Source organism: Actinomadura physcomitrii, from assembly GCF_008923205.2.
GTDB lineage: Bacteria > Actinomycetota > Actinomycetes > Streptosporangiales > Streptosporangiaceae > Spirillospora > Spirillospora physcomitrii.
In genome coordinates this window covers 13538-37480 of sequence record NZ_WBMS02000002.1, presented here as the reverse complement: position 1 = coordinate 37480, position 23943 = coordinate 13538, and the positions used below count along the sequence as shown (strand labels likewise).

28 protein-coding genes are annotated in these 23943 nt (G+C 73.3%); 16 read left to right on the top strand and 12 right to left on the bottom strand.

Annotated elements, in window-relative coordinates:
- Positions 1-19 precede the first annotated feature (19 nt).
- Positions 20-457: a MarR family winged helix-turn-helix transcriptional regulator gene (locus tag F8568_RS02205; RefSeq protein WP_151590808.1), complete on the bottom strand. Its 438-nt coding sequence runs from the start codon at positions 455-457 to the stop codon at positions 20-22.
- A gap of 92 nt (positions 458-549) precedes the next feature.
- On the opposite strand from F8568_RS02205, the gene F8568_RS02200 reads away from it, so the two are divergent.
- The 4 genes from F8568_RS02200 (at position 550) to F8568_RS02185 (ending at position 3258) form a co-directional block, all read left to right on the top strand.
- A complete protein-coding gene (locus F8568_RS02200) occupies positions 550-1185 on the top strand; it encodes an MBL fold metallo-hydrolase (RefSeq protein ID WP_151590805.1) in 636 nt (211 codons plus the stop codon).
- A gap of 70 nt (positions 1186-1255) precedes the next feature.
- A complete protein-coding gene (locus F8568_RS02195; protein WP_151590802.1) occupies positions 1256-2041 on the top strand; it encodes a DUF4132 domain-containing protein in 786 nt (261 codons plus the stop codon).
- Between the two features lie 71 nt (positions 2042-2112).
- Positions 2113-2715 carry a superoxide dismutase gene (locus tag F8568_RS02190; RefSeq protein WP_151590799.1) on the top strand — a complete coding sequence of 201 codons (603 nt, stop codon included), beginning with the start codon at positions 2113-2115 and terminating at the stop codon, positions 2713-2715.
- A 120-nt stretch (positions 2716-2835) separates the two neighbouring features.
- The gene (locus F8568_RS02185) at positions 2836-3258 is read left to right on the top strand and encodes an acyl-CoA thioesterase (RefSeq protein WP_151590797.1); all 423 of its coding nucleotides are present in this window, start codon (positions 2836-2838) and stop codon (positions 3256-3258) included.
- Here the strand turns inward: F8568_RS02185 and F8568_RS02180 are convergent.
- Entirely contained in the window at positions 3245-3604 is a 360-nt protein-coding gene (locus tag F8568_RS02180) for a winged helix-turn-helix transcriptional regulator (protein WP_151590794.1), read from the bottom strand. The two genes, F8568_RS02185 and F8568_RS02180, sit on opposite strands and share 14 nt — an antisense overlap.
- An 82-nt stretch (positions 3605-3686) precedes the next feature.
- Here F8568_RS02180 and F8568_RS02175 point away from each other — a divergent pair, with 82 nt between their 5' ends.
- Entirely contained in the window at positions 3687-4400 is a 714-nt protein-coding gene (locus F8568_RS02175) for an SDR family oxidoreductase (RefSeq protein ID WP_151590791.1), read from the top strand.
- A gap of 7 nt (positions 4401-4407) precedes the next feature.
- Here the strand turns inward: F8568_RS02175 and F8568_RS02170 are convergent, their stop codons facing one another.
- Positions 4408-5139: a PaaX family transcriptional regulator C-terminal domain-containing protein gene (locus F8568_RS02170; RefSeq protein WP_151590788.1), complete on the bottom strand. Its 732-nt coding sequence runs from the start codon at positions 5137-5139 to the stop codon at positions 4408-4410.
- Between the two features lie 111 nt (positions 5140-5250).
- Between F8568_RS02170 and F8568_RS02165 the strand changes: the two genes are divergently transcribed.
- The 4 genes from F8568_RS02165 to F8568_RS02150 all read left to right on the top strand — a co-directional run bounded on the left by F8568_RS02165 (position 5251) and on the right by F8568_RS02150 (position 10337).
- Entirely contained in the window at positions 5251-7017 is a 1767-nt protein-coding gene (locus F8568_RS02165) for an acyl-CoA dehydrogenase family protein (protein WP_151590784.1), read from the top strand.
- 1 nt (position 7018) lies between these two features.
- On the top strand, positions 7019-7780 hold the full coding sequence (locus tag F8568_RS02160; RefSeq protein WP_151590781.1) for a crotonase/enoyl-CoA hydratase family protein: 762 nt from the start codon (positions 7019-7021) through the stop codon (positions 7778-7780).
- Positions 7781-7971: 191 nt separating this feature from the next.
- Positions 7972-9219 carry a cytochrome P450 gene (locus F8568_RS02155; protein ID WP_151590778.1) on the top strand — a complete coding sequence of 416 codons (1248 nt, stop codon included), beginning with the start codon at positions 7972-7974 and terminating at the stop codon, positions 9217-9219.
- Between the two features lie 11 nt (positions 9220-9230).
- Positions 9231-10337 carry an NAD(P)-dependent alcohol dehydrogenase gene (locus tag F8568_RS02150; RefSeq protein ID WP_151590775.1) on the top strand — a complete coding sequence of 369 codons (1107 nt, stop codon included), beginning with the start codon at positions 9231-9233 and terminating at the stop codon, positions 10335-10337.
- Here the strand turns inward: F8568_RS02150 and F8568_RS02145 are convergent.
- Positions 10334-10771: a GlcG/HbpS family heme-binding protein gene (locus tag F8568_RS02145; protein ID WP_202124407.1), complete on the bottom strand. Its 438-nt coding sequence runs from the start codon at positions 10769-10771 to the stop codon at positions 10334-10336. The genes F8568_RS02150 and F8568_RS02145 overlap by 4 nt on opposite strands.
- Before the next feature lie 78 nt (positions 10772-10849).
- Entirely contained in the window at positions 10850-11758 is a 909-nt protein-coding gene (locus tag F8568_RS02140) for a 2-hydroxyacid dehydrogenase (RefSeq protein ID WP_151590772.1), read from the bottom strand.
- Positions 11759-11915: 157 nt separating this feature from the next.
- Here F8568_RS02140 and F8568_RS02135 point away from each other — a divergent pair, with 157 nt between their 5' ends.
- On the top strand, positions 11916-12926 hold the full coding sequence (locus tag F8568_RS02135; protein ID WP_151590769.1) for a nitronate monooxygenase: 1011 nt from the start codon (positions 11916-11918) through the stop codon (positions 12924-12926).
- 24 nt (positions 12927-12950) lie between these two features.
- On the opposite strand, the gene F8568_RS02130 is transcribed toward F8568_RS02135, so the two are convergent.
- Positions 12951-13955, bottom strand: coding sequence for a helix-turn-helix domain-containing protein (locus F8568_RS02130; RefSeq protein WP_151590766.1), 1005 nt, complete (start codon positions 13953-13955; stop codon positions 12951-12953).
- A 388-nt stretch (positions 13956-14343) separates the two neighbouring features.
- Between F8568_RS02130 and F8568_RS02125 the strand changes: the two genes are divergently transcribed.
- Both F8568_RS02125 and F8568_RS47650 read left to right on the top strand, forming a co-directional pair.
- Complete coding sequence (locus F8568_RS02125; protein ID WP_151590763.1) at positions 14344-14928, top strand: NlpC/P60 family protein; 585 nt, start codon at positions 14344-14346, stop codon at positions 14926-14928.
- Positions 14929-15067: 139 nt separating this feature from the next.
- Positions 15068-15676 (top strand): hypothetical protein, encoded by a 609-nt coding sequence (locus F8568_RS47650; RefSeq protein ID WP_151590760.1) that lies wholly within the window; start codon positions 15068-15070, stop codon positions 15674-15676.
- On the opposite strand, the gene F8568_RS02115 is transcribed toward F8568_RS47650, so the two are convergent.
- The 5 genes from F8568_RS02115 to F8568_RS02095 all read right to left on the bottom strand — a co-directional run bounded on the left by F8568_RS02115 (position 15649) and on the right by F8568_RS02095 (position 20169).
- On the bottom strand, positions 15649-16110 hold the full coding sequence (locus F8568_RS02115; protein ID WP_151590757.1) for a MarR family winged helix-turn-helix transcriptional regulator: 462 nt from the start codon (positions 16108-16110) through the stop codon (positions 15649-15651). The genes F8568_RS47650 and F8568_RS02115 overlap by 28 nt on opposite strands.
- A gap of 212 nt (positions 16111-16322) precedes the next feature.
- A complete protein-coding gene (gene fahA, locus F8568_RS02110; RefSeq protein WP_151590754.1) occupies positions 16323-17495 on the bottom strand; it encodes a fumarylacetoacetase in 1173 nt (390 codons plus the stop codon).
- Positions 17492-18337, bottom strand: a complete 846-nt coding sequence (locus F8568_RS02105) for a hypothetical protein (protein ID WP_151590751.1) — start codon at positions 18335-18337, stop codon at positions 17492-17494. The genes fahA and F8568_RS02105 overlap by 4 nt, the downstream gene beginning before the upstream one ends.
- The gene (locus F8568_RS02100; protein ID WP_151590748.1) at positions 18334-19530 is read right to left on the bottom strand and encodes a homogentisate 1,2-dioxygenase; all 1197 of its coding nucleotides are present in this window, start codon (positions 19528-19530) and stop codon (positions 18334-18336) included. The genes F8568_RS02105 and F8568_RS02100 overlap by 4 nt, the downstream gene beginning before the upstream one ends.
- Positions 19531-19638: 108 nt before the next feature.
- On the bottom strand, positions 19639-20169 hold the full coding sequence (locus tag F8568_RS02095) for a MarR family winged helix-turn-helix transcriptional regulator (RefSeq protein ID WP_151590745.1): 531 nt from the start codon (positions 20167-20169) through the stop codon (positions 19639-19641).
- 117 nt (positions 20170-20286) lie between these two features.
- Here F8568_RS02095 and F8568_RS49325 point away from each other — a divergent pair, with 117 nt between their 5' ends.
- The 3 genes from F8568_RS49325 to F8568_RS02080 are packed head-to-tail and all read left to right on the top strand — an operon-like array spanning position 20287 to position 21434.
- Positions 20287-20589: a thiamine pyrophosphate-binding protein gene (locus F8568_RS49325; protein ID WP_268896135.1), complete on the top strand. Its 303-nt coding sequence runs from the start codon at positions 20287-20289 to the stop codon at positions 20587-20589.
- A 50-nt stretch (positions 20590-20639) separates the two neighbouring features.
- Positions 20640-20978: a helix-turn-helix domain-containing protein gene (locus F8568_RS02085; RefSeq protein WP_151591403.1), complete on the top strand. Its 339-nt coding sequence runs from the start codon at positions 20640-20642 to the stop codon at positions 20976-20978.
- Between the two features lie 48 nt (positions 20979-21026).
- Positions 21027-21434: a VOC family protein gene (locus F8568_RS02080; protein WP_151590743.1), complete on the top strand. Its 408-nt coding sequence runs from the start codon at positions 21027-21029 to the stop codon at positions 21432-21434.
- Here the strand turns inward: F8568_RS02080 and F8568_RS02075 are convergent.
- Positions 21418-22020, bottom strand: coding sequence for a TetR/AcrR family transcriptional regulator (locus F8568_RS02075; protein WP_151590740.1), 603 nt, complete (start codon positions 22018-22020; stop codon positions 21418-21420). The genes F8568_RS02080 and F8568_RS02075 overlap by 17 nt on opposite strands.
- Before the next feature lie 193 nt (positions 22021-22213).
- Between F8568_RS02075 and F8568_RS02070 the strand changes: the two genes are divergently transcribed.
- On the top strand, positions 22214-23818 hold the full coding sequence (locus F8568_RS02070) for an MDR family MFS transporter (RefSeq protein WP_151591401.1): 1605 nt from the start codon (positions 22214-22216) through the stop codon (positions 23816-23818).
- Positions 23819-23943 lie beyond the last annotated feature (125 nt).

Below are 23943 nucleotides of genomic sequence, written 5' to 3'. Positions count from 1 at the left end.
GCCTTTTGCGTCGGGTGGGTCAGGGCGGTGGGGCGGTGGCGTGGGCGGTGAGGCGGTCGAGGAGGGCGGGGAGTTCGGCGAGGCGGTCCTGCTCCTCCGGGGTGAGGGCGGTGGCGATGGCGGCGGCGAGCCAGTCGCGGCGGGCGCGGCGGTCGCGATCGAGGGCGGCGCGGCCCTCGGGGGTGATCGCGATGACGCGGCCCCGGCCGTCGCGGGGGTCGGGGCGGCGGGCGGCGTAGCCGAGGTTCTCCAGGTCCTTCACCGTGCGGCTCTGGCTCTGGTGCCGGACGCGGCGCCGCCGCGCGAGGGAGGAGATGCTCGCCTCGCCGTCGCGGTCGAGGAGGCCGAGCGTCTGGGCGAGCGGCGCGGCGAGCGCGTCGGCCTGGGACCGGGTGGTGCGGACGAGCGCGCCGATGGACGTGCGGAGCCGCTCGGCGAGGTGCTCGTGCTCGGTCATGGCGGCCTCCGGGGGACGCGGCGTCCCCGCCATTATATACAGCAAAGGTGTACAGTTGGAGCTGTGCATCTTTCACGGAAGGAAGGCCGCCGATGCAGCTGACCAAGCACGTCCACGCCTGCGTCGTCCTTGAGAAGAACGGCACGACGATCGTCGTCGACCCCGGGAAGCTCACCCCGGACGCGGAGGCCGCCGTCGCCGCCGCCGACGCCGTCCTGATCACGCACGAGCACTTCGACCACTTCGACGACGCCCTGCTCGGCGCCGCCCTGGAGAAGCGTCCCGACCTGCACGTTTACGCGACCGCGTCGGTGCGGGACAAGCTGGGCGAGCACGGCGGCCGGGTGCGGGCCGTCGCGCCCGGCGACGCGCTGCACATCGGGGACTTCGCGGTGACCGTGCACGGCGGGCGGCACGCGGTGATCCACCCCGACATCCCGGTCGTCGACAACACCGGTTACCTGTTCGACGGCCGGGTCTACCACCCGGGCGACGCGTACCACGTCCCCGACGTCCCGGTGGACACGCTGCTGCTGCCCACCAGCGGGCCGTGGACGAAGGTGAGCGAGGCCGTCGACTTCGTCCGGAACGTCCGTCCGGCGCGCCTGCTGCAGATCCACGAGGTGATGCTCAGCGAGCTGGGGCAGAACTCGGTCGCCGGGATGCTGAGCAACCTGACCGGCCTGGAGATGGCGCTGCTCGCGCCGGGTGACGCCCGGGAACTGTGAACCGCCGGACGGTGTCGGCGCCCGGCACTACGGTGTGCGGGCATGATCAAGAAGAGCCCCCCGCCGTCCGATGAGGACGTCCTGGAGATCCCGCGGTCCTGGACGACCCGGCGGCCGGGGAACTGCCGGCCGACCACCTGCCATCGCGGGCCTCCAGCTCCGGCGGCTGGAACTGGCGATGACGACGGGGCGCCGGTGGACGCCCGGCGAGTTCACCGCGTACTTCGTCCGGCATCCGCTGGTGTGGCACATCGCCCGGCGCCTGGTCTGGCTCGCCGAGCACGACGGCACCGCGACCGCGTTCCGCCTCGCCGAGGACCGCACCTGGGCGGACGCCACCGACACCGCCGTCGCGCCGGCGGCCGGCACCGCCGTCGGGGTCGCGCATCCGCTGCACCTCGGGGACGCGCTGGACGGCTGGTCCGGGATCTTCGCCGACTACGAGATCACGCAGCCGTTCCCGCAGCTCGCACGGGTCGTGCACGCCCTCACCGCGGAGCAGATGGCCGGCGGGCGGCTGGCCCGGTTCGAGCAGGCGACCGTCCGGTTCGGCAACGTGCTCGGGCTGGAGCGGCGCGGCTGGTACCGGGGGCCGATCGACTCCGACGGCGGGATCGACTGCATGGTCCGCCCGGTCGCTGATCGGCGGTACGTCGTCGTCACGCTGGCGCCGGGCCTGTACGCCGGTGATGTGCGCGCGTCGGGGGACCAGACGTTCGAGGCGGACTGGATCGGTGCCGACCCGGCCCCCGATCGCTTCTCCCATCTCGATCCCAAGCCGTACCGGTCCGGCGGGCTGGACCCGGTGACGGCCTCCGAACTGATCGCCGACCTCGAGGAGGCGGTCTCGCGCTGAGGTCCGGCGGGTCGGGCGGCGCGCTTGTTGCGTGCTAGACGCAACTGCGGATTGTTTGCAATAGTGGCGGCATGGCTGACTACACGCTGCCCGACCTGCCGTACGACTATGCCGCGCTGGAGCCGGCGATCACCGGGGAGATCCTGGAGCTGCACCACTCCAAGCACCACGCCGCCTACGTCAAGGGCGCCAACGACACGCTGGAGAGGCTCGCCGAGGCGCGCGCCAAGGAGGAGTTCGGCGGGCTGGTCGGCCTGGAGAAGACGTTCGCGTTCAACCTGTCCGGACACGTCCTGCACTCGATCTTCTGGGACAACCTGTCGCCCGACGGCGGCGACCGCCCGGACGGCGAGCTGGCCGCGGCGATCGACGAGCACTTCGGGACGTTCGAGGCGTTCCGGAAGCAGCTGACCACGGCGACGTCCACCGTGCAGGGGTCCGGGTGGGGCGTGCTCGCGTGGGAGCCGCTCAGCGGGCGCCTCGTGGTCGAGCAGGTCTACGACCACCACGGCAACGTGGGTATGAACACCACGCCGCTGCTGGTGTTCGATGCCTGGGAGCACGCCTACTACCTGCAGTACCGCAATGTGCGTCCGGACTACGTCGAGAAGCTCTGGTCGCTCGTCAACTGGCCGGACGTCAAGGCCCGCTTCGACAAGGCCCGCGCCGCGTAGCAGGCGCCGCGCCCGGAAGACCACGGCGCCCTCCAGGCCGGGATCGTGCTCAGAACCTTTCCCTTGCGGCCTGGAGGGCGCCGTGCCGCGTGTTACCAGCGGGTACCTAGACTGGCGCGCGTGATCAGCGACTACCCGCACCAGGTCAGCGTGCCGACGCGCTGGAAGGACAACGACGTCTACGGCCACGTCAACAACGCCGTCCACTACGCGCTGATGGACACCGCGATCAACGAGTGGATGATCGGCAAGGCGGGGTTCGCGCCGCTGGACGCGCCGTCCGTCGCCCTCTGCGTGGAGTCGCACTGCCAGTACAAGGCCGAGGTGTCGTTCCCCGACACGATCCGCCTCGGCCTGCGGATCGGCAAGCTCGGCACCTCCAGCGTCCGCTGGGAGATCGGCATGTACCGGGCGTCCGACGACGCGCTCATCGCCGAGGGTCACTTCGTGCACGTCTTCGTCGACCGCGAGACCCGGCGGCCCGTGCCCATCGCCGACCCGATGCGCACCGAGATGTCCAAGCTGGTCGTCACTCCACGCTGATCCCGTCGTAGGTGCGCTGGGCGGTGATGATCTCGCCGGCGTGGTCGCGGATCCAGGTGGTCAGGGTGCGCAGGGACGTGGTGAGGCCGCGGCCGAGCGGGGTGAGGGCGTAGGTGACCGAGGGCGGGACGGTCGGCTCCACCGTGCGCAGGACGAGGCCGTCGCGGACGAGGGTGCGCAGCGTCTGCGACAGCATCTTCTCGCTGACGCCCTCGATCCGGTCGCGCAGTTCGTAGAAGCGCAGGTCGGAGCCGTCCAGCGCGGTGAGCACGAGGACGCCCCAGCGGCGGGTCACGTGGTCGAGGACGACGCGGGCGGGGCAGTCTCGGCGGAAGACGTCGTCCATCAGGGAACCTACTCTCGCTGCCTGGGCTTACTCGAAGGTACGTACTTACGAAAGGTTAGCCCGGTCTCCTAGCGTGTGCGGCATGGAGCCAATCGCACTCGTGACCGGTGGGGGCCGTGGCATCGGCGCGTCCACCGCAAGGGAACTCGCCCGCCGCGGATACCGCGTGGTCGTCAACTACTACCGCGACGAGGCGTCGGCGAAGGCCGTCGCCGCGGAGACGGGCGGGACGGCGATACGCGCCGACGTCCGCGACCCCGGGGAGGTGGCGGCGCTCGTGGCGGCGTGCGGGCCGGTCACGGCCCTGGTGTGCAACGCGAACATCGATCCGGCGTTCGGGCCGGTGCGGTCGCTGCCGTGGAAGGCGTTCATCGGGAAGGTGGAGGGCGAGCTCGCCGCGGCGTACCACGTGACGCAGGCCGCCTTGCCGGACATGCCGGCGCACGGGCGGATCGTCTACGTGTCGAGCCTCAGCGCCGAGCTCACGCGGCCGATGAGCGGCGCGCACACGGCGGCGAAGGCAGCGCTGGAGGCATTCGCGCGGCATGTCGCGGCGGAGGCGAGCCCGGTGGGGGTCAACGTGGTCGCGCCCGCCGCGGTGCGCACCGAGGGGTCGTCGGCGGTGCGGACGCCGGAGATCGAGGAGGCCCTCGCCGCGCGGTCGGTGCTCGGGCGGATGGTGGAGCCGGACGACGTGGCGGCGGTGATCGCGGCGGTGGTGGACGGGTCGCTGCCCGCGCTGGCGGGCGCCCGGATCCCGGTCGACGCGGGGTTCCGCGTGCTCTCGGCGCCGTGAGCGGGGCTCAGGGCCGCAGCTCGATGGTGAGAAGGCGGGCGAAGTCGGTCTCGAAGCGCTCGTAGCCGGCGCGGAGCGCGTCGCCGGGCCAGCCGGGCGGCAGGAGGGCGGGCGGCAGGATCGGGTCGCGGAGCAGGTGGCGCAGGGCGGCGGCGGCGAGGGTGAAGCGTTCGGCGATCGTGCCGGCGCGGGCGAGGGACGCGCGGAGCGCCTCGGCGGTGGCGGCCCAGCCGTCGAGGTCCCAGAGGGCGCGGGCGAGGACGGCGGGGTCCTGCTCGGGGCGGCCCGCGAGGAAGGTGCACTGGCGGACGACGGTCTCCGAGCGCGGCCGGTCGAGGTTGGCGGGGCGCAGCCAGGTGCCCTCGCGCAGCTCGGCGAGCCGCAGCGCGGACATGGCCTGGCGGAGGGCGGCGCGGTCGGCGGCGGGGCGGCGCTCGGCGGTGATGATGGCGATCTCCCAGGTGCCGTCCCAGGGGCGGGTGCGGGGCCGGCGGCTCTCGTCCTGGCGGGCCTGGCGGCGCAGGAGCCGGTCGGTGAGCGCGTACTTCCCGTCGGTCTGGACGAGGTCGCCGGCGGTGACCATGCGGGACAGCGCGACGCGGATCGTGCCCTCGGCGATGCCGAACAGGTCGCCGACGCGGACGAGGTGGCGCGCGGCGAGCCGGGGCGGGTGGACGCCCAGCAGGGTGCTGAGCACGACGGAGCGCGCGGTGAGGGGGCGGAGGTGGAGCGTGTCCATGGCTGCTGCGGACTTTATCCGGTGCGGGCCGGGCGGGGCGGCCGTCCGGGTGCGGACGCCGGTGAGATTACAGTCTTCCATCACGTGACATGGAAGCGTAACGTCCGGGGCATGGCCTCTTACCTGACCGAGCCGTTCGACCGGCTCCCGTTCGGCGGCGCCGACAAGGCCCGCCGGTACGCGACGGAGCGCTACCAGGGGGCCGCGGGCCTCAACTGGTACGACTGCGACCCGACGCTGCGCTTCCTGATGCGGCGCCACCTCGGCGACGGCCTCGGCTGGGCCGAGCCGCGCCTGCGCGCGCTGGGCGCGCTCATGGGCGGCCCGGTGAACGCGTGGGCGGAGGAGACCGACCGGAACCCGCCGCGGCTGGAGAAGTACGACCGGTGGGGCCGCGACGTCAGCGAGGTCGTGATGCCGGGCTCGTTCGAGGCGTCCCGGCGCGAGCTGGTCGCGACCTCGTTCACCCGGCCGGACCTCATCGCGGAGGCGAGGGCGAACGGCGTGGACCCGGCGCCGCTCGGCGTCGCCTGGAGCTACCTGCTCGACCAGGCCGACATCGGCATGGCGTGCGCGCTCGGCACCGGCGGCGACATGGTCGTCCGGCTCACCGAGCTGTTCGCGCCGGACGAGGTGAAGGAGCGCGTCCGGGAGATCTTCGCGGCCGGGGAGTTCTCCGGCGAGGCCGCGCAGATGCTCACCGAGCGGTCCGGCGGCTCCGACCTCGGCGCGCTGGAGTCGACGGCGTCCCGGGACGGTGACGCGTGGCGGCTCAACGGCTTCAAATGGTTCGCCTCGAACGCCAACGGGTCGGCGTTCGTCGTCCTCGCCAAGCCGGAGGGCGCGGTGGACGGGGTGCGCGGCATCGCGCCGTTCCTGGTGCTGCGGGAGCGGCGGGACGGGACGCGCAACGGGGTGCGGATCCGCCGGCTGAAGGACAAGCTCGGCACCCGGTCGGTGGCGTCCGCGGAGATCGAGTTCACCGACGCGGAGGCGTTCCTGCTGGCCCCGGCGTCGAGCGCGGGCGAGGGCGGGGACGGCAGGGGCCTCGCGCGGATGATGGAGCTGACGAACGGCGCGCGGCTCGGCATCTCGATGATGGGGCTCGGCTGCGCGCGCCGGTCGCTGGTGGAGTCGCTCTGCTACACGCGGGCGCGCGAGGCGTTCGGGGCGCCGCTGGACGAGCAGCCGCTGATGCGCCGCAAGCTCGCCGAGATGATCGTCGAGACGGAGGCCGTCCAGGCGCTGGTGTTCGACGGGTACCTGGGGAGACCGCGGCTGCGGGTCGGCGCGGCGCTCATCAAGCTGCGCGCCGCGCGGCTCGGCGTGACGGCGGCGAGCGACGCGATCGAGATCCACGGCGGCAACGGCTACATCGAGCAGTGGCCGGTCGCCCGCATCCTGCGGGACGCGCAGGTCAACCCGATCTGGGAGGGCGGCGACAACATCCTGTGCCTGGACGTCCGCCGCGCCATCGAGCGGCAGGACGCGCACGAGCCGTTCCTCGACCGGCTCACCGAGGCCGTCCGGAACGCGCCCGCCGGCGACGACGCGACCGCCGACCTCGTCGGCGAACGGATCGGCCACGTCCGCGAGGCGATCGCGAAGTGGCGCGGCCTCGACCGGACGACCGCCGAGGCGCGCCTGTACCCGCTCGCGCAGTACATGGCGGACGTGTACGCGGCGGCGCTGCTGCTGGAGCAGGCCGGCTGGGAGCGCGCCGACTCGGGCGCCGACCGCAAGGCGCTCGTCGCGCGGCTCTACGCTCGAAGGCACCTCGCCGACGCGGGCCCGCTGCGGGCGATCGACGCGCCGGCCGAGGACCTCGACCGCTTCAAGGACCTGGTGGACGGCGCGTTCGTCCGCGCAGAGGAGTGAGATGCCGGTAAGGAGCGAGCGCCGCGGGCCCGTCACGACCGTGGTCATGTCCCGTCCGGAGGCGCGCAACGCCGTGGACGGGACGGCCGCGGCCGAACTCGCGGCGGCGTTCCGGGCGTTCGACGCCGACCCGGGCGCGAGCGTCGCCGTGCTGTGGGGCGAGGGCGGGACGTTCTGCTCGGGCGCCGACCTGAAGTCGATCGGCACCGACCGCAGCCCCCGGGTGGACGCGCCGCCCGCCGACGGCCCGCTCGGCTGCACCCGGATGCGGCTGTCGAAGCCGGTGATCGCGGCCGTCGCGGGGCACGCGGTCGCGGGGGGCCTGGAGCTGGCGCTCTGGTGCGACCTGCGAATCGTCGAGGAGGACGCGACGTTCGGCGTGTACTGCCGCCGCTGGGGCGTCCCGCTGGTGGACGGCGGAACGTTCCGGCTGCCCCGCCTCATCGGCACGAGCCGCGCCATGGATCTGATCCTGACGGGCCGCCCGGTCGGCGCGCGGGAGGCGTTCGACATCGGCCTCGCGAACCGGCTCGTCCCGCCGGGGACGTCCCGGGAGGCGGCGGAGGAGCTGGCGGCGGACCTCGCCCGCTTCCCGCAGGCGTGCCTACGCAACGACCGCATGTCCGTCCTGGACACCGAGGGCCTGCCAGAGGACGAGGCCCTGGACGTCGAATTCCGCCACGGCCTGATCTCCCTGCAAGACGCCGAAGAAGGCGCCGAAAAGTTCAAGGCCGGCCAAGGCCGCCACGGTAGCTTCACCTAACGCCCCAAACAGTAACCTGACACTTACATCAAGGCCCGCACCGTTCTAAGCTCGACCCGCGACCACCCGAGCGTTGCGATCGCGCAGCGAGCCCCTGGGCGAGCCGGAGCGATGCAGCGATCGCCGCGTGGCCCGTTGAAGGAAGGCCCTCCAGGGCCTGACGCCGAGGGCAACGCAGTAAAAGGAGCGGAATGACCCTGAGCGTGGACGAGGCGGGCCGGGCGCTCGCCGATCCGAAGGCGTACGCCGACGACGCGCGGCTGCACGAGGCGCTCGCGCTGCTGCGGCGCGAGGCGCCGGTGCACTGGGTGGAGGCGCCGGACTACACGCCCTTCTGGGCGATCACGAAGCACGCGGACGTGCTGGAGATCGAGCGGAACCACGAGATCTTCCTGAACGCGCCGCGGCCGCTGCTCGGCACCGCCGAGTTCGACGAGCTGAACCGGCAGCGCGCCGAGCAGGGCATCGCGCTGCGCACGCTGATCCACATGGACGACCCCGACCACCGGGTCATCCGGGCGATCGGCGCGGACTGGTTCCGGCCGCGCGCCATGCGGGCGCTCGAACCGCGGGTGAAGGAGCTGGCGAAGCGGTACGTCGACCGGATGGTGGAGCTCGGCGGCGAGTGCGACTTCGCGCAGCAGGTCGCGGTGCACTTCCCGCTGTACGTCATCCTGTCGCTGCTCGGCCTGCCGGAAAGCGACTTCGACCGCATGCTGAAGCTGACCCAGGAGCTGTTCGGCGGTGACGACGACGAGCTGCAGCGCGGCCAGTCGAACGAGGAGAAACTGCAGGTCCTGCTGGACTTCTTCGCCTACTTCCAGGGGCTGACGGAGGAGCGCCGCAAGCACCCGACCGACGACCTCGCGTCCGCGATCGCGAACGCGCGGATCGACGGCGAGCCGCTGAACGACTTCGACACCGCCTCGTACTACGTCATCATCGCGACGGCCGGGCACGACACCACCAGCGCGACGATCGCGGGCGGCCTGCAGGCCCTCATCGACCACCCCGACCAGCGGAAACGGCTCACCGAGAACCCGGACCTGATGCCGCTCGCGGTGGACGAGATGATCCGCTGGGTCACGCCGGTGAAGGAGTTCATGCGGACCGCGACCCGCGACTACGAGTTGCGAGGCACGACGATCCGGGAGGGCGACGCGGTGCTGCTGTCCTACCCGTCGGCGAACCGCGACGAGGACGTGTTCGACGACCCGTTCGCGTTCGACGCGGGCCGCGACCCGAACAAGCACCTGGCGTTCGGGTTCGGCGTGCACTACTGCCTGGGCGCGGCGCTGGCCCGCATCGAGGTCCGCGCCTTCTTCGAGGAGCTGCTGCCGCGGCTGCGCTCGATCGAGCCGGCGGGCCCGGCGGAGAGCATCGCGACCACGTTCGTCGGCGGCCTGAAGCGGCTGCCCGTCCGCTACTCGCTGGCCTGAGAGGACTCGCGGTGCAGATCGACGCCGCGGTGCTGCGCGCCGCAGACGCCCCCTACACGATCGAGCGGGTCGAGCTCGCCGACCCGGGGCCGGGCGAGATCGCCGTCCGGATCGCGGGCGCCGGGATGTGCCACACCGACCTGCTCGGCCGGGCGCCGGGCGACCTGGTCGGCAAGCCGGTGATCCTCGGGCACGAGGGATCCGGGGTGGTCGAGGCGGTGGGGCCGGGCGTCGCCGGCGTCACCGTGGGCGACCACGTGGTCATGTCGTTCGACTCGTGCGGGACCTGCGCGAACTGCCGGGACGCGAAGCCCGGCGCCTGCCCGCAGATGCCCGCGCTGAACATGATCGCGGTGCCGCTGGACGGCACGCCCCGCGCCCTCGACGCCGACGGGAACGCGGTCGGCAACCGCTGGTTCGGGCAGTCGTCGTTCGCGTCGCACGCGCTCGGCACCGTGCGGAACGTCGTCCCGGTGCCCAAGGACGTGCCGCTGGAGAAACTCGGCCCGCTCGGCTGCGGCGTGCAGACCGGCGCCGCGTCCGTGCTGATCTCGCTGGGCGTCCGCGCGGGCGACGGCATCGCGGTCTTCGGCACGGGCGCGGTCGGGCTCGCCGCCGTCATGGCGGCGAAGGTCGCGGGCGCCACCACGATCGTCGCGGTCGACCTGAACGACGCGCGCCTCGACCTCGCCCGCGAATTCGGCGCCACCCACACGCTCAACGGCGCCGACGACGACATCGCCGGCCGGATCCGGGCGCTGTCGGGCGGCGAGGGCGTCCAGTACTCCTTCGACACGACCGCCGTCCCGTCGGTGGTGTCGGCCGCCGTCGCCTCGGTGCGCACCACCGGCGTCTGCGCCCTCGTCGGCGTCGGCTCCGAGGAGTACCGGCTCGACCCCAACCTGCTGCTCATGGGCCGGACGGTGAAGGGCGTCATCGAGGGCGACGCCGTCCCGCAGACGTTCATCCCGAAGATGATCGACCTGTGGCGCCGGGGCCTGTTCCCCTTCGACCGCCTGATCGAGACCTACCCGCTCGACCAGATCAACCAGGCCGAGGCGGACGCCGCGTCCGGCAAGGTCGTCAAGCCGGTGCTCGTGCCCCGGCATCGCACCTAGCCGCCCGAAGAGCGGTTCTCCTGCCAGCGCTCCACGGCCGTCTGCACCGCCGCCTCGTCTTCGAGGGCGTGGCCGCCGGACGCCCCCGCCGCGCCGAGGATCACCTCGCCGTCGGTGACCAGGACACCGCCCGCCCACGGGACGAAGTCGCCGCCGTAGAGGTGCTGGATGCCGTCGACGATCCCGCCGGGCAGGTCGATCTGGCCGGAGGACTTCAGCGCCAGCAGGGCGGTGCGGGCTTTGGCGACCGCGATCCGGCTGGTCATCGGCATGCCGCCGTCGTCTCGGCGCAGGACGATCGGCTCGCCGGTGACGTCGACGACGGCCACCGCCAGCGGAGGGAAGCCGCGCTCCGCGCGGACCTCCAGCGCGGCGTGCGCCAGCCAGTCCGCATCGGCCAGCGTCAGCCCGGGAATGCCTGGAGTGTCGGTCATGATCACCGACGCTAGCGACCGCGGCTCCGAGCGGCAAAACGGCCGACGCCCCGAGACGAGACCGCGGTTCGCCGTGGGTCAGCGCACCCGGTGCAGCAGGTCGCGGCCGGCGGCGAGGCGGCGGCAGTTCTCCGCCGCGACCTCGAAGTACCGGTCCCACGTCTCGCCGGTGAGCCACGCGACGTGCGGCATCACGGCGACGTTGTCCAGCGCGAGCAGCGGGTTGCCCGGGTCGACCGGCTCGCGCTCGAACACGTCCAGGCCCGCGCCGCCGAGCCGGCCGGACGCCAGCGCCGCGACCAGCGCGGACTCGTCGATCACCGCGCCGCGCGCCGTGTTCACCACGACCGCGCCGGGCGGCAGCAGCGCGAGCCGCTCCGCGTTGAGGAGGTGGTGCGTCTCGTCGGTCAGCGGGACGTGCACCGACAGCACGTCGCTCGCCCGCAGCAGGTCGTCCAGCTCCCGCCAGGCGGGGTCGTCGCGGCGCGGGCGCCGCGAGGTGTACAGGACGCGCGCGCCGATCGCCTCCAGCATCCCGCGCAGCAGCCCCGCGATCTCGCCGCCGCCGAGCAGCCCGACCGTCCGGCCCCTCAGCTCGCCGCCGGCCAGCGACCGGGCGGCGGGCCAGCCCTCGCCGCGCCGCGTCCGCGCGTCGAACGCGACGAGCTTGCGCAGCGCCGCGAGCATCAGCAGCAGGCTCGTCTCCGCGACGGCCTGCGCGTTGCGGCCCGGCATGTTCGCGACCGCGATCCCGCGCTCGGCGGCGGCGTCCAGGTCGATCGTGTTCACCCCGGTGCCGAGCTTCTGGATCAGCCGCAGCTTCGGCGCCCGGTCCATGTCCGCGGCGGTCAGCGGGCGCAGCACGTGCCAGATCACCTCGGTGTCCGGCAGCAGCTCGGCGAAGCGGGCGTCGTCCTGCTCCGAGCAGGAGACGATGTCCAGGCCGGGCTCGGTGTGGTCCATGTCGTAGTGCAGCAGCACCCGCATCCTGGCCCCTCTCGGTCGGTTCACGTTCACTGAACCCGGCGGCCGCGGCCGGTGTTCCGCGGGCTATCTTTCCGATCGTGACGCGCACCGCGAGCCCGGGAAGGGCCGCCCCCGGCGGGCGGTGGTTGGTCCGCCGCGTCCCGGAAAGGGAACCGGTATGACGGCATCCTGGCTTCCCGGCCTGCCGATCGTCCAGGCGCCGATGGCGGGCGGGCCGTCCACGCCGGAGCTGGTCGCGGCCGTGTCGGACGCGGGCGGGCTCGGCTTCCTCGGCGCCGGATACAAGACGGCCGACGCCGTGCGCGCCGACATCGACCGGACGCGGGCGCTGACGTCCCGGCCGTTCGGCGTGAACGTCTTCATGCCGTCGCACGACGCCGTCGACCCCGCCGCCGTCGCCGCGTACCGCGAGCTCCTCGCGCCCGAGGCACTGCGGCTCGGCGTCGACCCGGGCACCCCGGCTGCCCGCGACGACGCCTACGACGCCAAGATCGCCGCACTGCTGGACGGCCCGCCCGCCGTCGTGAGCTTCACGTTCGGCTGCCCGGACGACGCCGTCGTCCGCGCCTTCCAGGAGCGCGGCACCGCCGTGGTCGTCACCGTGACGACCGCCGAGGAGGCCCGGCTCGCGTCCGCCGCCGACGCCATGTGCGCGCAGGGCACCGAGGCGGGCGGGCACCGCGGCTCGTTCACCAACACCTTCGACGGCGCGCTCCCGCTCCGCGACCTGCTCCGCGACGTCCTGGCGGTCACCGGCCGTCCCGTCATCGCCGCCGGCGGCCTCGGCACCCCGGACGACGTCGCCGAGATCCTGTCGCTCGGGGCCGCCGCGGCCCAGCTCGGCACGGCGTTCCTGCGCTGCCCCGAAAGCGGCGCGAGCGCCCTGCACAAGGCCGCGCTCGCCGACCCCCGCTTCACGTCCACCGCGATGACCAGGGCGTTCAGCGGACGGCCCGCGCGCGGCCTGGTCAACCGCTTCCTGACCGAGCACGACGCCGACGCGCCCGCCGCCTACCCGGACGTCCACTACGTGACGTCGCCGCTCCGCAAGGCCGCCGCCGCGCAGGGCGACCCGGACGTCGTCAACCTGTGGGCCGGCACCGCCTTCCGCGCCGCCGCCGAGACCCCGGCCGCCGACCTCGTCCGGCACCTGGCGTCCCGCCTCTGACCCGCCCCCGGGTTCCGGGCCGCGTCAGCCGACCGGGTCGTCGCGCAGGTTGCGCGGATGGCAGCCGACGTGCCGGCCGTCGCGCAGGAGGCGGGCGTCGCGCTGCAGGTGGTCCGTCCCGTACCCGCGGCGCTGCTGGTACGCCCAGTAGCCGGCGCGGGACGGGCCGGTCCACCGCTCGAAGATCATGACCTCGCGGGCGTCCGGCCCCCCGGTCGCGTTGACGACGAGGTCGCCGCGCCCGAGCCGCGCGAGCGGGACCCGTTCGCAGTAGGAGGCCAGCAGCGCGGCCGAGTTGGGGCCGGGCGCCGGCAGCCCCAGCGCCATGGACGCGTACCCGGACCCGTCGGCGCGGTAGCCCTGGTAGCTGCCCGCCTGGTCGTAGGGCACCCGGCCCGGCGCGTGCGGATGCCAGCTCTGCGCGCGCGCGACGACCTCGTGCCGGTAGATCGCATGGACGGCGGCGCGTCTGGCGACGGGTGAGGCCGACGCGCGCCCCGGGCCGTGGGGCGTCTCCTGCGCGTTGGTGCGCAGCGTCGTCCCGAGCAGCACGCCGGCGGCCCCGGAGACGAGCACGCACCCCGCCACCGCACCGATGAGCACCGCCTTCGGGCCGCGCCTTCGAAGCGGGGTTTCGGACGGCGCGGCGGGCTCGGCGTCCTGCGCGGCCGCTTCGTCCCCGGGTGGGCTCGTCTCGCCGTCCGGCGCGTCCGGCTCGGCCGGGGGCGTGGCGTCGGGCGTCCCGGAGGCGGCGGCCTCCCGGGCCTGATCGGCGACGTCCCAGAGGGCCTCCAGGCGGTGCCGGTCCCCGCCGCACAGCTCCGCCAGCGCCGTGACGGCGCTGCGCGGCACGAACGTCTCCCCGCCGAGCCAGCGGCTCCACGACGACCTGCTGGCGTGCGTCCGGCGCTCCAGGGACCGCAGGTCGTGCCCGGACGCGGTGCGCAGCTCGCGCAGCTCGGTGAGCAGCACGCGCACCGCGTCCGGCAGGTCGTCGGGCAGTGGGGCCGGCGGGCGGCTTGGGCTCATCGGTGCATCTCCTGCAGGTCGGACCGCGGGCCCGCAATGGGCCGCGGGCAACGCCCGGCACTCCGTCGCGGCGGACCATTATGCCCAGTCCGGCCGCTCGAATGGCCGGAACGGAGATCGTCGCCGTGCGTTTCCAAATGCGCACCAAGGGTGATCGGCGGCATTGTCCCGCACGGGCCCGGCTGTCCCGTCCGCGTCCCGTTCGGAGGGCTGTCTCTGCTGGTCAGAGCCTTGCGCGTGTCTCTCTGTCCCGACCTGGCCGCAAGGTCTCCGCAACCCCGCGGAACTGTCCCTAACGTCTGCCGGGTCGATCGACGCGACGCTTCACCAACCCGCTCACCGCGTCCCTTGCGGACGCAATTCAACGACCATTCACGGAGGTTCATCAATGGCTTCCCCTCGGGCCATCCTCATCGGGGCCGGCTCCCTCGCGCTCGCCGCCGGCACCGCCGCCGGGCTGATCGGGCTGACGTCCCCCGCCGAGCATTCCGCGGCGCCGCAGGGCGCGCGGTTGCAGGCCGACAGCGGCGCGACCGTCGTGGCGGCGTCCGTTCCGAAGGTCACCCGGGCGCAGGTCATCGCGCGGGCCAAGACCTGGCACCCGCACACGAGCAGCCGCGTCCCCTACAGCCAGTCCAAGACCCACGGCGGCTACCGCACCGACTGCTCGGGCTACGCCTCCATGGCGCTGCGGCTGCCCAAGCCCGGCCCGAACACGGTCGGTCTCGCCTCCTCGAAGTACAGCAAGCGGATCTCGATGTCGCAGCTCAAGAAGGGCGACCTGGTGATCGACGCGATCGGGAGCAACACCACCCGGCACGTCGTCATCTTCGAGAAGTGGACGAGCAGCAAGCACACCGCCTACTGGGCCTACGAGCAGCGCGGCCACTACGGCACCGACCACCGCACCCGCACCTACGGGCTGGCCAAGGGCAGCCAGTACAAGGCGTACCGCCCGAAGAACATCACCTGACCACTCCCCTCAGAGGCCCGGCCGGTGCGCTCCCACCCGGCCGGGCCTCGCCCTTCTCCGCGAGTCTCCCTCCCGTGGGGGAGGCGGGTCGTGCCGGCGGGGGAGGTGCGGCGGGGGGTGCGCGCGCGACCGTCGAGGCATGACTGATTCCGCTGTCGCCGCCGCGCGCCCCCGGCGGGTGCAAGCCCTGTGGGCCGCCGCGCACACCCCCGCCGCCGGGACGCCGCGCTGGGCGCGGACCGCCGCGCTGCTCGTGCCGCTCACCGTGCTGCCGTCCAGCCTGTGGCGGATCGCGGCCGTCGCCCTCCACCTGCCGATCATGCAGCACACGGGCGGCGACGAGAGCGGCAACCTGCCGTCCTGGATGCCGCTCGAGCTGTACGTCGTGCTGCTGTCGGTCCTGTCGGAGGCGCTGGCCTTCACCGCCGTCGGCCTGGTGTCGACGTGGGGCGAGACGTTCCCGAGGTGGGTGCCGTTCCTGCGCGGACGGCGCGTGCCGACGCTCGCCGCGGTCGTCCCGGGCGCGCTCGGCTCCGCCGTCCTGACCTGCCTGTGGACGTGGGTGTTCGCGATGCTGGCGTTCGGCCGCGACATCCAGGGCGAGCGGCTCGCCGCCGACTCGCCGCTCAGCGCCGACACCTGGCAGGGCGCCCTGGTCATCGTCACCTACGTCCCGCTGGTCGCCTGGGGGCCGCTGCTCGCGGCCGTCACGTTCGCCTACTACCGGCGCCGCGCCCACGGCGCCTGAGACACCGTGCCGTCGAGGAGGACGGCGGCCAGCCGGGTCAGCTCGGCGCGCTCGGCGGGCGACAGCCGTTCGGTGAGCGCGGTGACGCGGCGGCCGATCTCGGCGCCGGCCCGCTCGGTGAGCCGCCGCCCGTCCGGGGTGAGCGAGACGAGGACCGCGCGGCCGTCGTGCGGCGACCGGGCCCGCCGCACGAGGCCGCGCTTCTCGGCCCGCCCGACGAGCCCGGTCATCGACGACTTGTCCAGCCCGAGGTAGGTGGCGAGCTCCACCATGCCGGCGTCCCTGTCGCGCAGGATGCCGAGCAGCCTCATCTGGATGATCGACAGCTCGTGCTCGGCGCCGAGGGCGGACAGCGCGCGCTGGACCAGGAACGACAGCTGCACCAGAGCGTCGACGGTATCGAGAGGGCGGTCGGCGGCGGCGTCGGTGGTCACGCCGGCAGCCTAGCCAATGTAGTACGCGGCACCAACTACTTGGCCAAAGTAGTACGTGGAACCAATCAATGCGGCTTCCGGGCGCGCCCCAACCCCGTTGACTTGTGGCGTGTCGTGGTTATGCGGCCGTCCATAACCACGACACCCCCCCCCCGGTTCATGGGGGGGTTTTGGTGTTCCCGGACCCCCCCATAACCACGACACGCCACAAGTCAACGGGCGGGGAGGATGCGGCCTGTTACCGCGCCTAGGCCCAGGCGCGCGCCGGACGGGGCCGGCGCGGTGGCGGAGATCGTGACGGTGTCGCCGTCCTCCAGGAACGTCCGGGGCTCGCCGCCGACCTCGACCGGCTCCCGGCCGCCCCAGGTCAGCTCGATGAACGCGCCGCGCTGGTCCTTGCGCGGGCCCGACACCGTCCCGGACGCGAACAGGTCACCGGTGCGGGACGAGGCGCCGTTCACCGTCATGTGCGCGAGCATCTGCGCGGGCGACCAGTACATCTCCCGGTACGGCGGACGCGACACGACCTGCCCGTTCCACTCCACGACCAGGTCGAGGTCCAGGCCCCACGGCTTCTCCTCCCGCAGGTAGGGGAGCGGTTCCGGGTCCTGCTGCGGCGTCGGGACGCGGGCCGCCTCCAGCGCGAGCAGCGGCACCACCCACGGCGACACCGACGTCGCGAAGCTCTTGCCGAGGAACGGCCCGAGCGGCACGTACTCCCACGCCTGGATGTCGCGCGCCGACCAGTCGTTGACCAGCACGACCCCGAAGACCCGCTCAGCGAACTCGTCCACGGCCGCAGGCGCGCCGAGCGGCGAGCCGGTGCCGACGACGAACCCGACCTCCGCCTCGATGTCCAGGCGCCGGCACGGCCCGAACGCCGGCGCGGGCTCGTCCGGCGCCTTGCGCTGCCCGCTCGGCCGGACGATCCCGGTGCCGGACGGCACCACGGTGCCCGCGCGGCCGTGGTAGCCGACGGGCAGGTGCTTCCAGTTCGGCATCAGCGGCTCGGCGTCCGGCCGGAACAGCCGCCCGAGGTTCGACGCGTGGTGCTCGGAGGCGTAGAAGTCGACATAGTCGGCGACCTCGAACGGCAGGTTCAGCGTCACCGCGTCCAGGGGGTGGACGGCGCCGTCCGGCAGGTCGCCCGGCACGGCGTCGATGATGTGCTCGCGGACCTCGACCCACCGCTCGTGGCCCTGCTCCATGAACGCGTTGAGCGACGGCCGGGAGAACACGTCGTCGCCGAGGACGGCGGCGAGGTCGACGACGGAGTCCGCGACCCGGACGCCGACGCGCGGCTCGCCGCCGTCCGGCGCGAACACGCCGTAGGGCAGGTTGTCGAGTCCGTAGAGCGAACCGGCCGGGATCGAAATGCGGGTCATGCGTCTTCCTTGAGGAGGGAGGCGGAGAGGAGGCCGAGGGCGGCGAGGTCGGTGACGGGGTCGGTGATGCTGCACGTGCCGAACGACAGGAAGCGCGCGCGGGCGAAGGCCGCGCGCGCGTCGCCGAGGGCCGCGACGCGGGCGGCGACGGACGCGGCGTCGCGGTCGGCGAGGACAGCGGCGGCGTCGGCGGCGTCCGCGCCGTGCATCGCGGCGTCGGTGGCGAGCAGCAGGTTGAGGAATCCGTGCTGGTGGAAGCCGGTTTCGGGGTCGGTGTTGCGGACCGGGTGGTGCAGCCCGGCGGTCGCCTTGAACGGGACGCCGGCGCGCACGGCGGCGAGGATCGCGGCGGCGAGCTCGTCCGGCGCGGGGTACAGGTTCGCGTGGACGCCGCCGGTGCGGAACTTGGCGCGGTGGCCGGACTCGCCGAGCGCGGCGATGATCGCGGGACGGCGGTCGTCGCGCGGCACTTCGACGAACACCGGGACGTCGATGCGCTCGAGGCCGTGCAGCAGGTCGGTCGCGGTCATGCCGGTGGGCACCGCGACCTCGACGGCGCGCACGTCGACCGGCAGGTCCGCGGCGGCCGCGACCGCCCTGGCGGCCTGCGCGGGCCCGTTCGGCGCGGTGATCGACAGGTCGAGCGGGTCGCCGGTGAGCAGCGCGTGGAGCTGGTCCAGCGCGGTCGCGGGCAGCACCAGCGGCCCGACGAGCGCGGCGTAGGGGGCGGACCGGTGCCGGCGGTGCGCGGGGACGGCGTCGGCGAGCGGGGCGAGGCCGGGCGGGAACACGGCCGCGTCGTCGCACAGGCCGCGCGCGAAGGCGGGCAGGTCGCCGGTCATGGGTTCCGCCTTCCCGCCCAGGTCCACGCGTATGCGGGGTCCTCGCAGGCGAGGCCGCCTTCGCCGAGTTCGAGCGGGCGGAAGGTGTCGACCATGACGGCCAGCTCGTCGAAGAAGTCGACGCCGATGCTGCGCTCGTACGCGCCGGGCTGCGGGCCGTGCGCGAGGCCGCCGGGGTGGACGGAGACCGACCCCGGCCCGATGCCCGAGCCCTTGCGGGCCCCGTAGTCGCCGCCGCAGTAGAACATGATCTCGTCGGAGTCGACGTTGGAGTGGTAGTAGGGCACCGGGATCGACAGCGGGTGGTAGTCCACCTTGCGCGGCACGAAGTTGCACACGACGAAGCCGGTGCCTTCGAACACCTGGTGGACGGGCGGCGGCTGGTGGACGCGGCCGGTGATCGGCTCGAAGTCGTGGACGCTGAACGTGAACGGGTACAGGCAGCCGTCCCACCCGACGACGTCGAACGGGTGGTGCGCGTAGGTGAAACGCGTCCCGCCGATGCCCCGCGAGGTGCGGTGCTTGACGAGCACTTCCACGTCGGTGCCGGTGGCGGCGAGGGGTTCGCCGGGGCCGTGCAGGTCGCGCTCGCAGTACGGGGCGTGCTCCAGGAACTGCCCGAACCGCGACAGGTACCGCTTGGGCGGCGCGACATGCCCGGTGGCCTCGATGACGTAGGCGCGCAGCGGCTCGTCCGCGGCGGGCAGCCAGCGGTGCGTGGTGGAGGTGGGGATGACGACGTAGTCGCCCTGCTCGGCCTCCAGCGCACCGAAGACCGTCTCGACGGTCGCGGCGCCGGACTCGACGTAGACGATCTCGTCGCCGGTCGCGTTGCGGTACAGCGGGGAGTCCGCCGCCGACACGACGTAGGAGAGCCGCACGTCGGCGTTGCCGAGGAGCAGCCGGCGGCCCGTGACGGCGTCGGTGCCCGCCCAGGCCTCCTTGGGGAACAGCTCGTGCAGCCGCAGATGGCGCGGCTTGAGCGGGTGGTTCGGCGTGGTGGACGGGTCGGGGACGTCCCAGGGCCGCGAGTCGGTGATCGCCGACGGCATCTCGCGGTGGTACAGCAGCGAGGAGTCGGCGGAGAAGCCCTCCTCGCCCATCAGTTCCTCGAAGTACAGCCGGCCGGACGCGTCCCGGTGCTGGGTGTGCCGCTTCGGCGGCACCTCGCCGACCCGCCGATAGTGCGCCATGGGTCCCTCGCCTCCCACAGATGGTTAACGCATTTACTATCCTTCCGCGACACTACGGCGCGCGGCAGGCGGAGAAAAGGCCCCGGCCGAACCGGAGAGGCCGGCGGGCTAGCTGCGCTCGCGGACGTCGAACCGGTGGCGGCCCTCGATCAGCTTGTCCAGCAGCATGATCAGCATCCGCTGCTCGGTCTCGGTGAGCACGCCCGCCCACTGCCGCTCCCGCTCGTGCTGGCCCGCGAAGATCTCCAGCATCCGGCGGCGGCCGTCCTCGGTCAGCGACAGGATCACCGAGCGGCCGTCCCGCTCGCCCGGCGTGCGCACCATCATCCCGTCCGCGACCAGCGTCTTCGCCAGGTTCGACACGGCGGCGCGGCTCATCCCGGCGAGCGCGGCGGCGCGGTTCGGCTCCAGCGGCCCGGCGAGCCAGGTCACGAACAGCAGCCGGAACCCCGCCCAGGAGTGCCCGCGCGGCCGGTGCACCGTGGACTCCAGGTCGTAGGTGACGATCGCGGACGCCCGGTTCAGGGTGAGCAGCAGCCGGGTGGCGAGCCGGTCCGGGAAGCCGAACTCGTCCGCCAGCCGGCCGCCGGCGAGGTCGACGAACGACCAGAAGTCCAGGTCCGCGCGCTCGTCGTTCATGGCCGCCACCCTAGCCCCGGACGGCCGCCGAAGTAGTACAGGGTTTGATCACTCTGTGACGTGTCGCCGGGACGATCACGGGCACGTCTCCCTGTGCAGTCGGCGAGTGGGGAGATCATGGCGACGGTCGCGGACCAGTTCATCCGGGTGCTCCGCCAGGCGGGCGTCCGGCGGATCTACGGCGTGGTGGGCGACAGCCTCAACCCGGTCGTGGACGCGGTCCGCCGCACCGGCGGCGACATCGAGTGGGTGCACGTCCGCAACGAGGAGGCGGGCGCGTTCGCCGCCGCCGCCGAGGCGCAGACGACCCCGGCGGCGTCGGCAGGATGCTCGACCTGGCCCGCAGCAACCTGCGCAACATCCCCCGCCCCTGAGACCGCTCGTCCCCGGCCGTCGCGGCGTGGTGGGATGGGGGTGTGAGCCGGGCCGTGGAAGAGAGCAACCGCCGGCTGCTGCGCGCGCGCGACGCGATGGACCGCGCCTACGCGCAGCCTCTGGACGTTCCGGCGCTGGCCCGGATCGCGCACGTGTCCCCGGCGCACTTCACCCGCGCGTTCCGGGCCGCGTTCGGCGAGACGCCGCACCGCTACCTGCAGCGCCGCCGCGTCGAGCGGGCGATGTTCCTGCTGCGGGAGACCGACCGCAGCGTCACCGACGTCTGCTTCGAGGTCGGCTTCGGCAGCCTCGGCACGTTCAGCCGCACCTTCCGCGCGATCGTCGGCCGGTCGCCGCGGGAGTACCGGCGGGAGGCGACGGCAGTGGACGTGCCGACCTGCTTCACGATGGCCTGGACGCGGCCCGTCGGCTGAGCAGATTCGGATAAGTCTTTCCGGGGCGCGCTCGCTAGCGTGAACCGCATGTTCACATCGATCACGCATTCCCAGATCTACGTCCTGGACCAGGACGAGGCCCTCGATTTCTACGTCGGCAAGCTCGGCCTGGAGGTGAGCGCCGACGTCGACATGGGGTTCATGCGCTGGCTGACGGTCAGCGTCCCCGGCGACCCTGGCCGGCACATCCTGCTGGAGCGGCCCGGCCCGCCGTCCCTGGCGGAGGAGACGGCCGAGCAGGTCCGGGAGCTGCTGACGAAGGGCGCGATGGGCGGCCACCTCGTCTTCGGCGTGGACGACTGCCGCAAGACCTACGAGACGCTGCGCGGCCGCGGCGTGGAGTTCACCGAGGAGCCGACCGAGCGCCCGTACGGCATCGACGCCGCGCTGCGCGACCCGTTCGGCAACAGCATCCGCTTCACCCAGCAGGGCTGAAGGAGGCGGCCATCTCGGCGAGGACCTCGTCGGTCACCTCGGCCATGGAGCGGGGCGGGTCCTGCTCGGTCCAGGTGAGGACGCCGATGCGCAGGGCGGTCAGGAAGGCGCCGGCCAGGACGACGGCGCGGGTGGACCCGGGCGGGAGGCCGTCGCGGCCCGCGATGAGGTCGGCGAGGGTCCGCTCGAACGCGGCGTAGTGCGCGAGCTGGCGGGCGAGGACGGACGGGTGGGCGCGGGCGAGGCGGGCCTGCGCCGCCCAGCTCGGGTCGGGCTCGCCGATCTCGCCGGCCAGCTCGTGGAACGCGGCGCGCAGCGCGGCCCAGGACGGCTCGTCGGGCGGGCGGGCGGCGAACCGGTCGAGGAGGGCGCGCATGCGCTGCTCGTCGCCGTAGAGGAGGGCGTCCTCCTTGCCGTCGAAGTAGTTGGAGAAGGTGCGGCGGGACACGCCGGCGGCGTCGGCGATGGCCTCGACCGTGACGGCGTCCAGCCCGTGCTCGACGGCGAGGCGCATCGCGGCTTCGTGCAGGGCCGTGCGCGTCGCCTCCTTCTTGCGCTCGCGCAGCCCGCCGGCCGGGGTCTCCATGCTGTCCAACTCTACGGGGGCGGGCCGCCGCTGCGGCCCAAAAATTTTCTCGGCGCGAAAACTTGCTCATTGGGAATAAAGCGGGCCGCTGACGCCTTGTAGAAAGCGTTCCTGCTCATCACCCCGGAGGCGTCCCTTGACCGTGTCCGCCGATTCAGTGCCCGCCGAGAGCGCGGCCCCGCCGTCCGCGACGATGTCGCGCAGATCGATCTTCGAGGCGCTCAGCGGCCTGCTGCTGGTGCTCTTCGTCGCGATGCTGAGCGAGACCGTCGTGTCCACCGCCCTGCCGCAGATCATCGGCGCGCTCAAGGGCAGCCAGTCGCAGTACACCTGGGTCGTCACCGCGACCCTGCTCACCGCCACCGCGAGCACCCCGATCTGGGGCAAGCTCGCCGACCTCTACGACAAGAAGCGGCTGCTCCAGGCCTCGATCGTCATTTTCGTCGTCGCGTCGATCGCGTCCGGCTTCGCGCAGAACAGTGCGCAGCTCATCGTGTTCCGCGCGCTGCAGGGACTCGGCGTCGGCGCGCTGCAGATCCTCGTCCAGATCGTCATGGCCGCGATGATCAGCCCCCGCGACCGCGGCCGCTACTACGGCTACCTCGGCGCCGTCATGGCCGTCGCCACCGTCGGCGGCCCGCTGCTCGGCGGGCTGATCGTCGACACGTCCTGGCTCGGCTGGCGCTGGTGCTTCCTCATCGGCGTGCCGTTCTCCGTCGTGTCGTTCGCGCTGCTGCAGAAGACGCTGAAGCTGCCGGTCGTCCGGCGCGGCGACGTCAGGATCGACTACTGGGGCGCGACGCTGCTGGCCGGCGGCGTCAGCCTGCTGCTGATCTGGGTGACCTTCGTCGGCGACAAGTTCGCCTGGCTGTCCTGGCAGACCGGCGCGATGGTCGGCGCCGGCGCGGCGATCCTCGCCGTCGCGGTGTGGGTCGAGTCGCGGGTCGCCGAGCCGATCGTCCCGCTCGGCATCGTCGCCCGCCGCAACACCGCCCTCGCGATCCTGGCCAGCCTCGCGGTCGGCATGGCGATGTTCGGCGGCGCGGTCTTCCTCGGCCAGTACTTCCAGATCGGCCGCGGCTACAGCCCGACCGAGGCGGGCCTGCTCACGATCCCGATGATGGTCGGCGTGCTCGGCTCGTCCACCATAGTGGGGCGGCTCACCACCCGGACCGGCAAGGTCAAGTCCTACATCGTCGCCGGCGCGGTCGTGCTCACCGCCGGGTTCGCGGCGCTCGCGACCATCGACCAGCACACCTCGCTGGTGTTCGTCGGCGCGGGCATGTTCCTGGTCGGCGTCGGCGTCGGCATGGCGATGCAGAACCTCGTCCTCGTCGTGCAGAACTCGGTGCACCTGCACGAGATCGGCGCGGCGAGCGGCACCGTCACGTTCTTCCGCTCGCTCGGCGGGACGATCGGGGTCTCGGTGCTCGGCGCCGTGCTCGCCAACCGGGTGTCGGACAACATCGCGCACGGGCTCGCGCGCATCGGCGTGAACCCGTCCGCGGACGGCGGCGACACCGGGAACCTGGACGTCGGCGCGCTGCCCGGCCCGGTCCGGGAGATCGTCCGCGCCGCCTACGGCGACGCCACCGGGCACATCTTCCTGTTCTCCGCGCTGATCGCGGTCGTCGGGATCGTCGCGGCGGCGTTCCTCAAGCCGGTGACGCTGCGCGACAGCCTCGACCTGCCGGACGACGCGCCCGCCGGCGCGGTCGAGGCCGAGATCGGCGAGGTCGCCGCGGTCGCGGCGGTGCCCGCCGCCGCGAGCGAGACGGGACGTCCGGCGAGCCGGTAGCTCCCACACCCCGGGGTCAAGGGCCGACGGGCCGCAGCGTGCCACGCGGCGGCCCGTTTCCGTGCCCGGCCCGCACCGGCGCGTTGTCAGGATCCTGACAACGACCCGCCGGAACACCTGGCCTG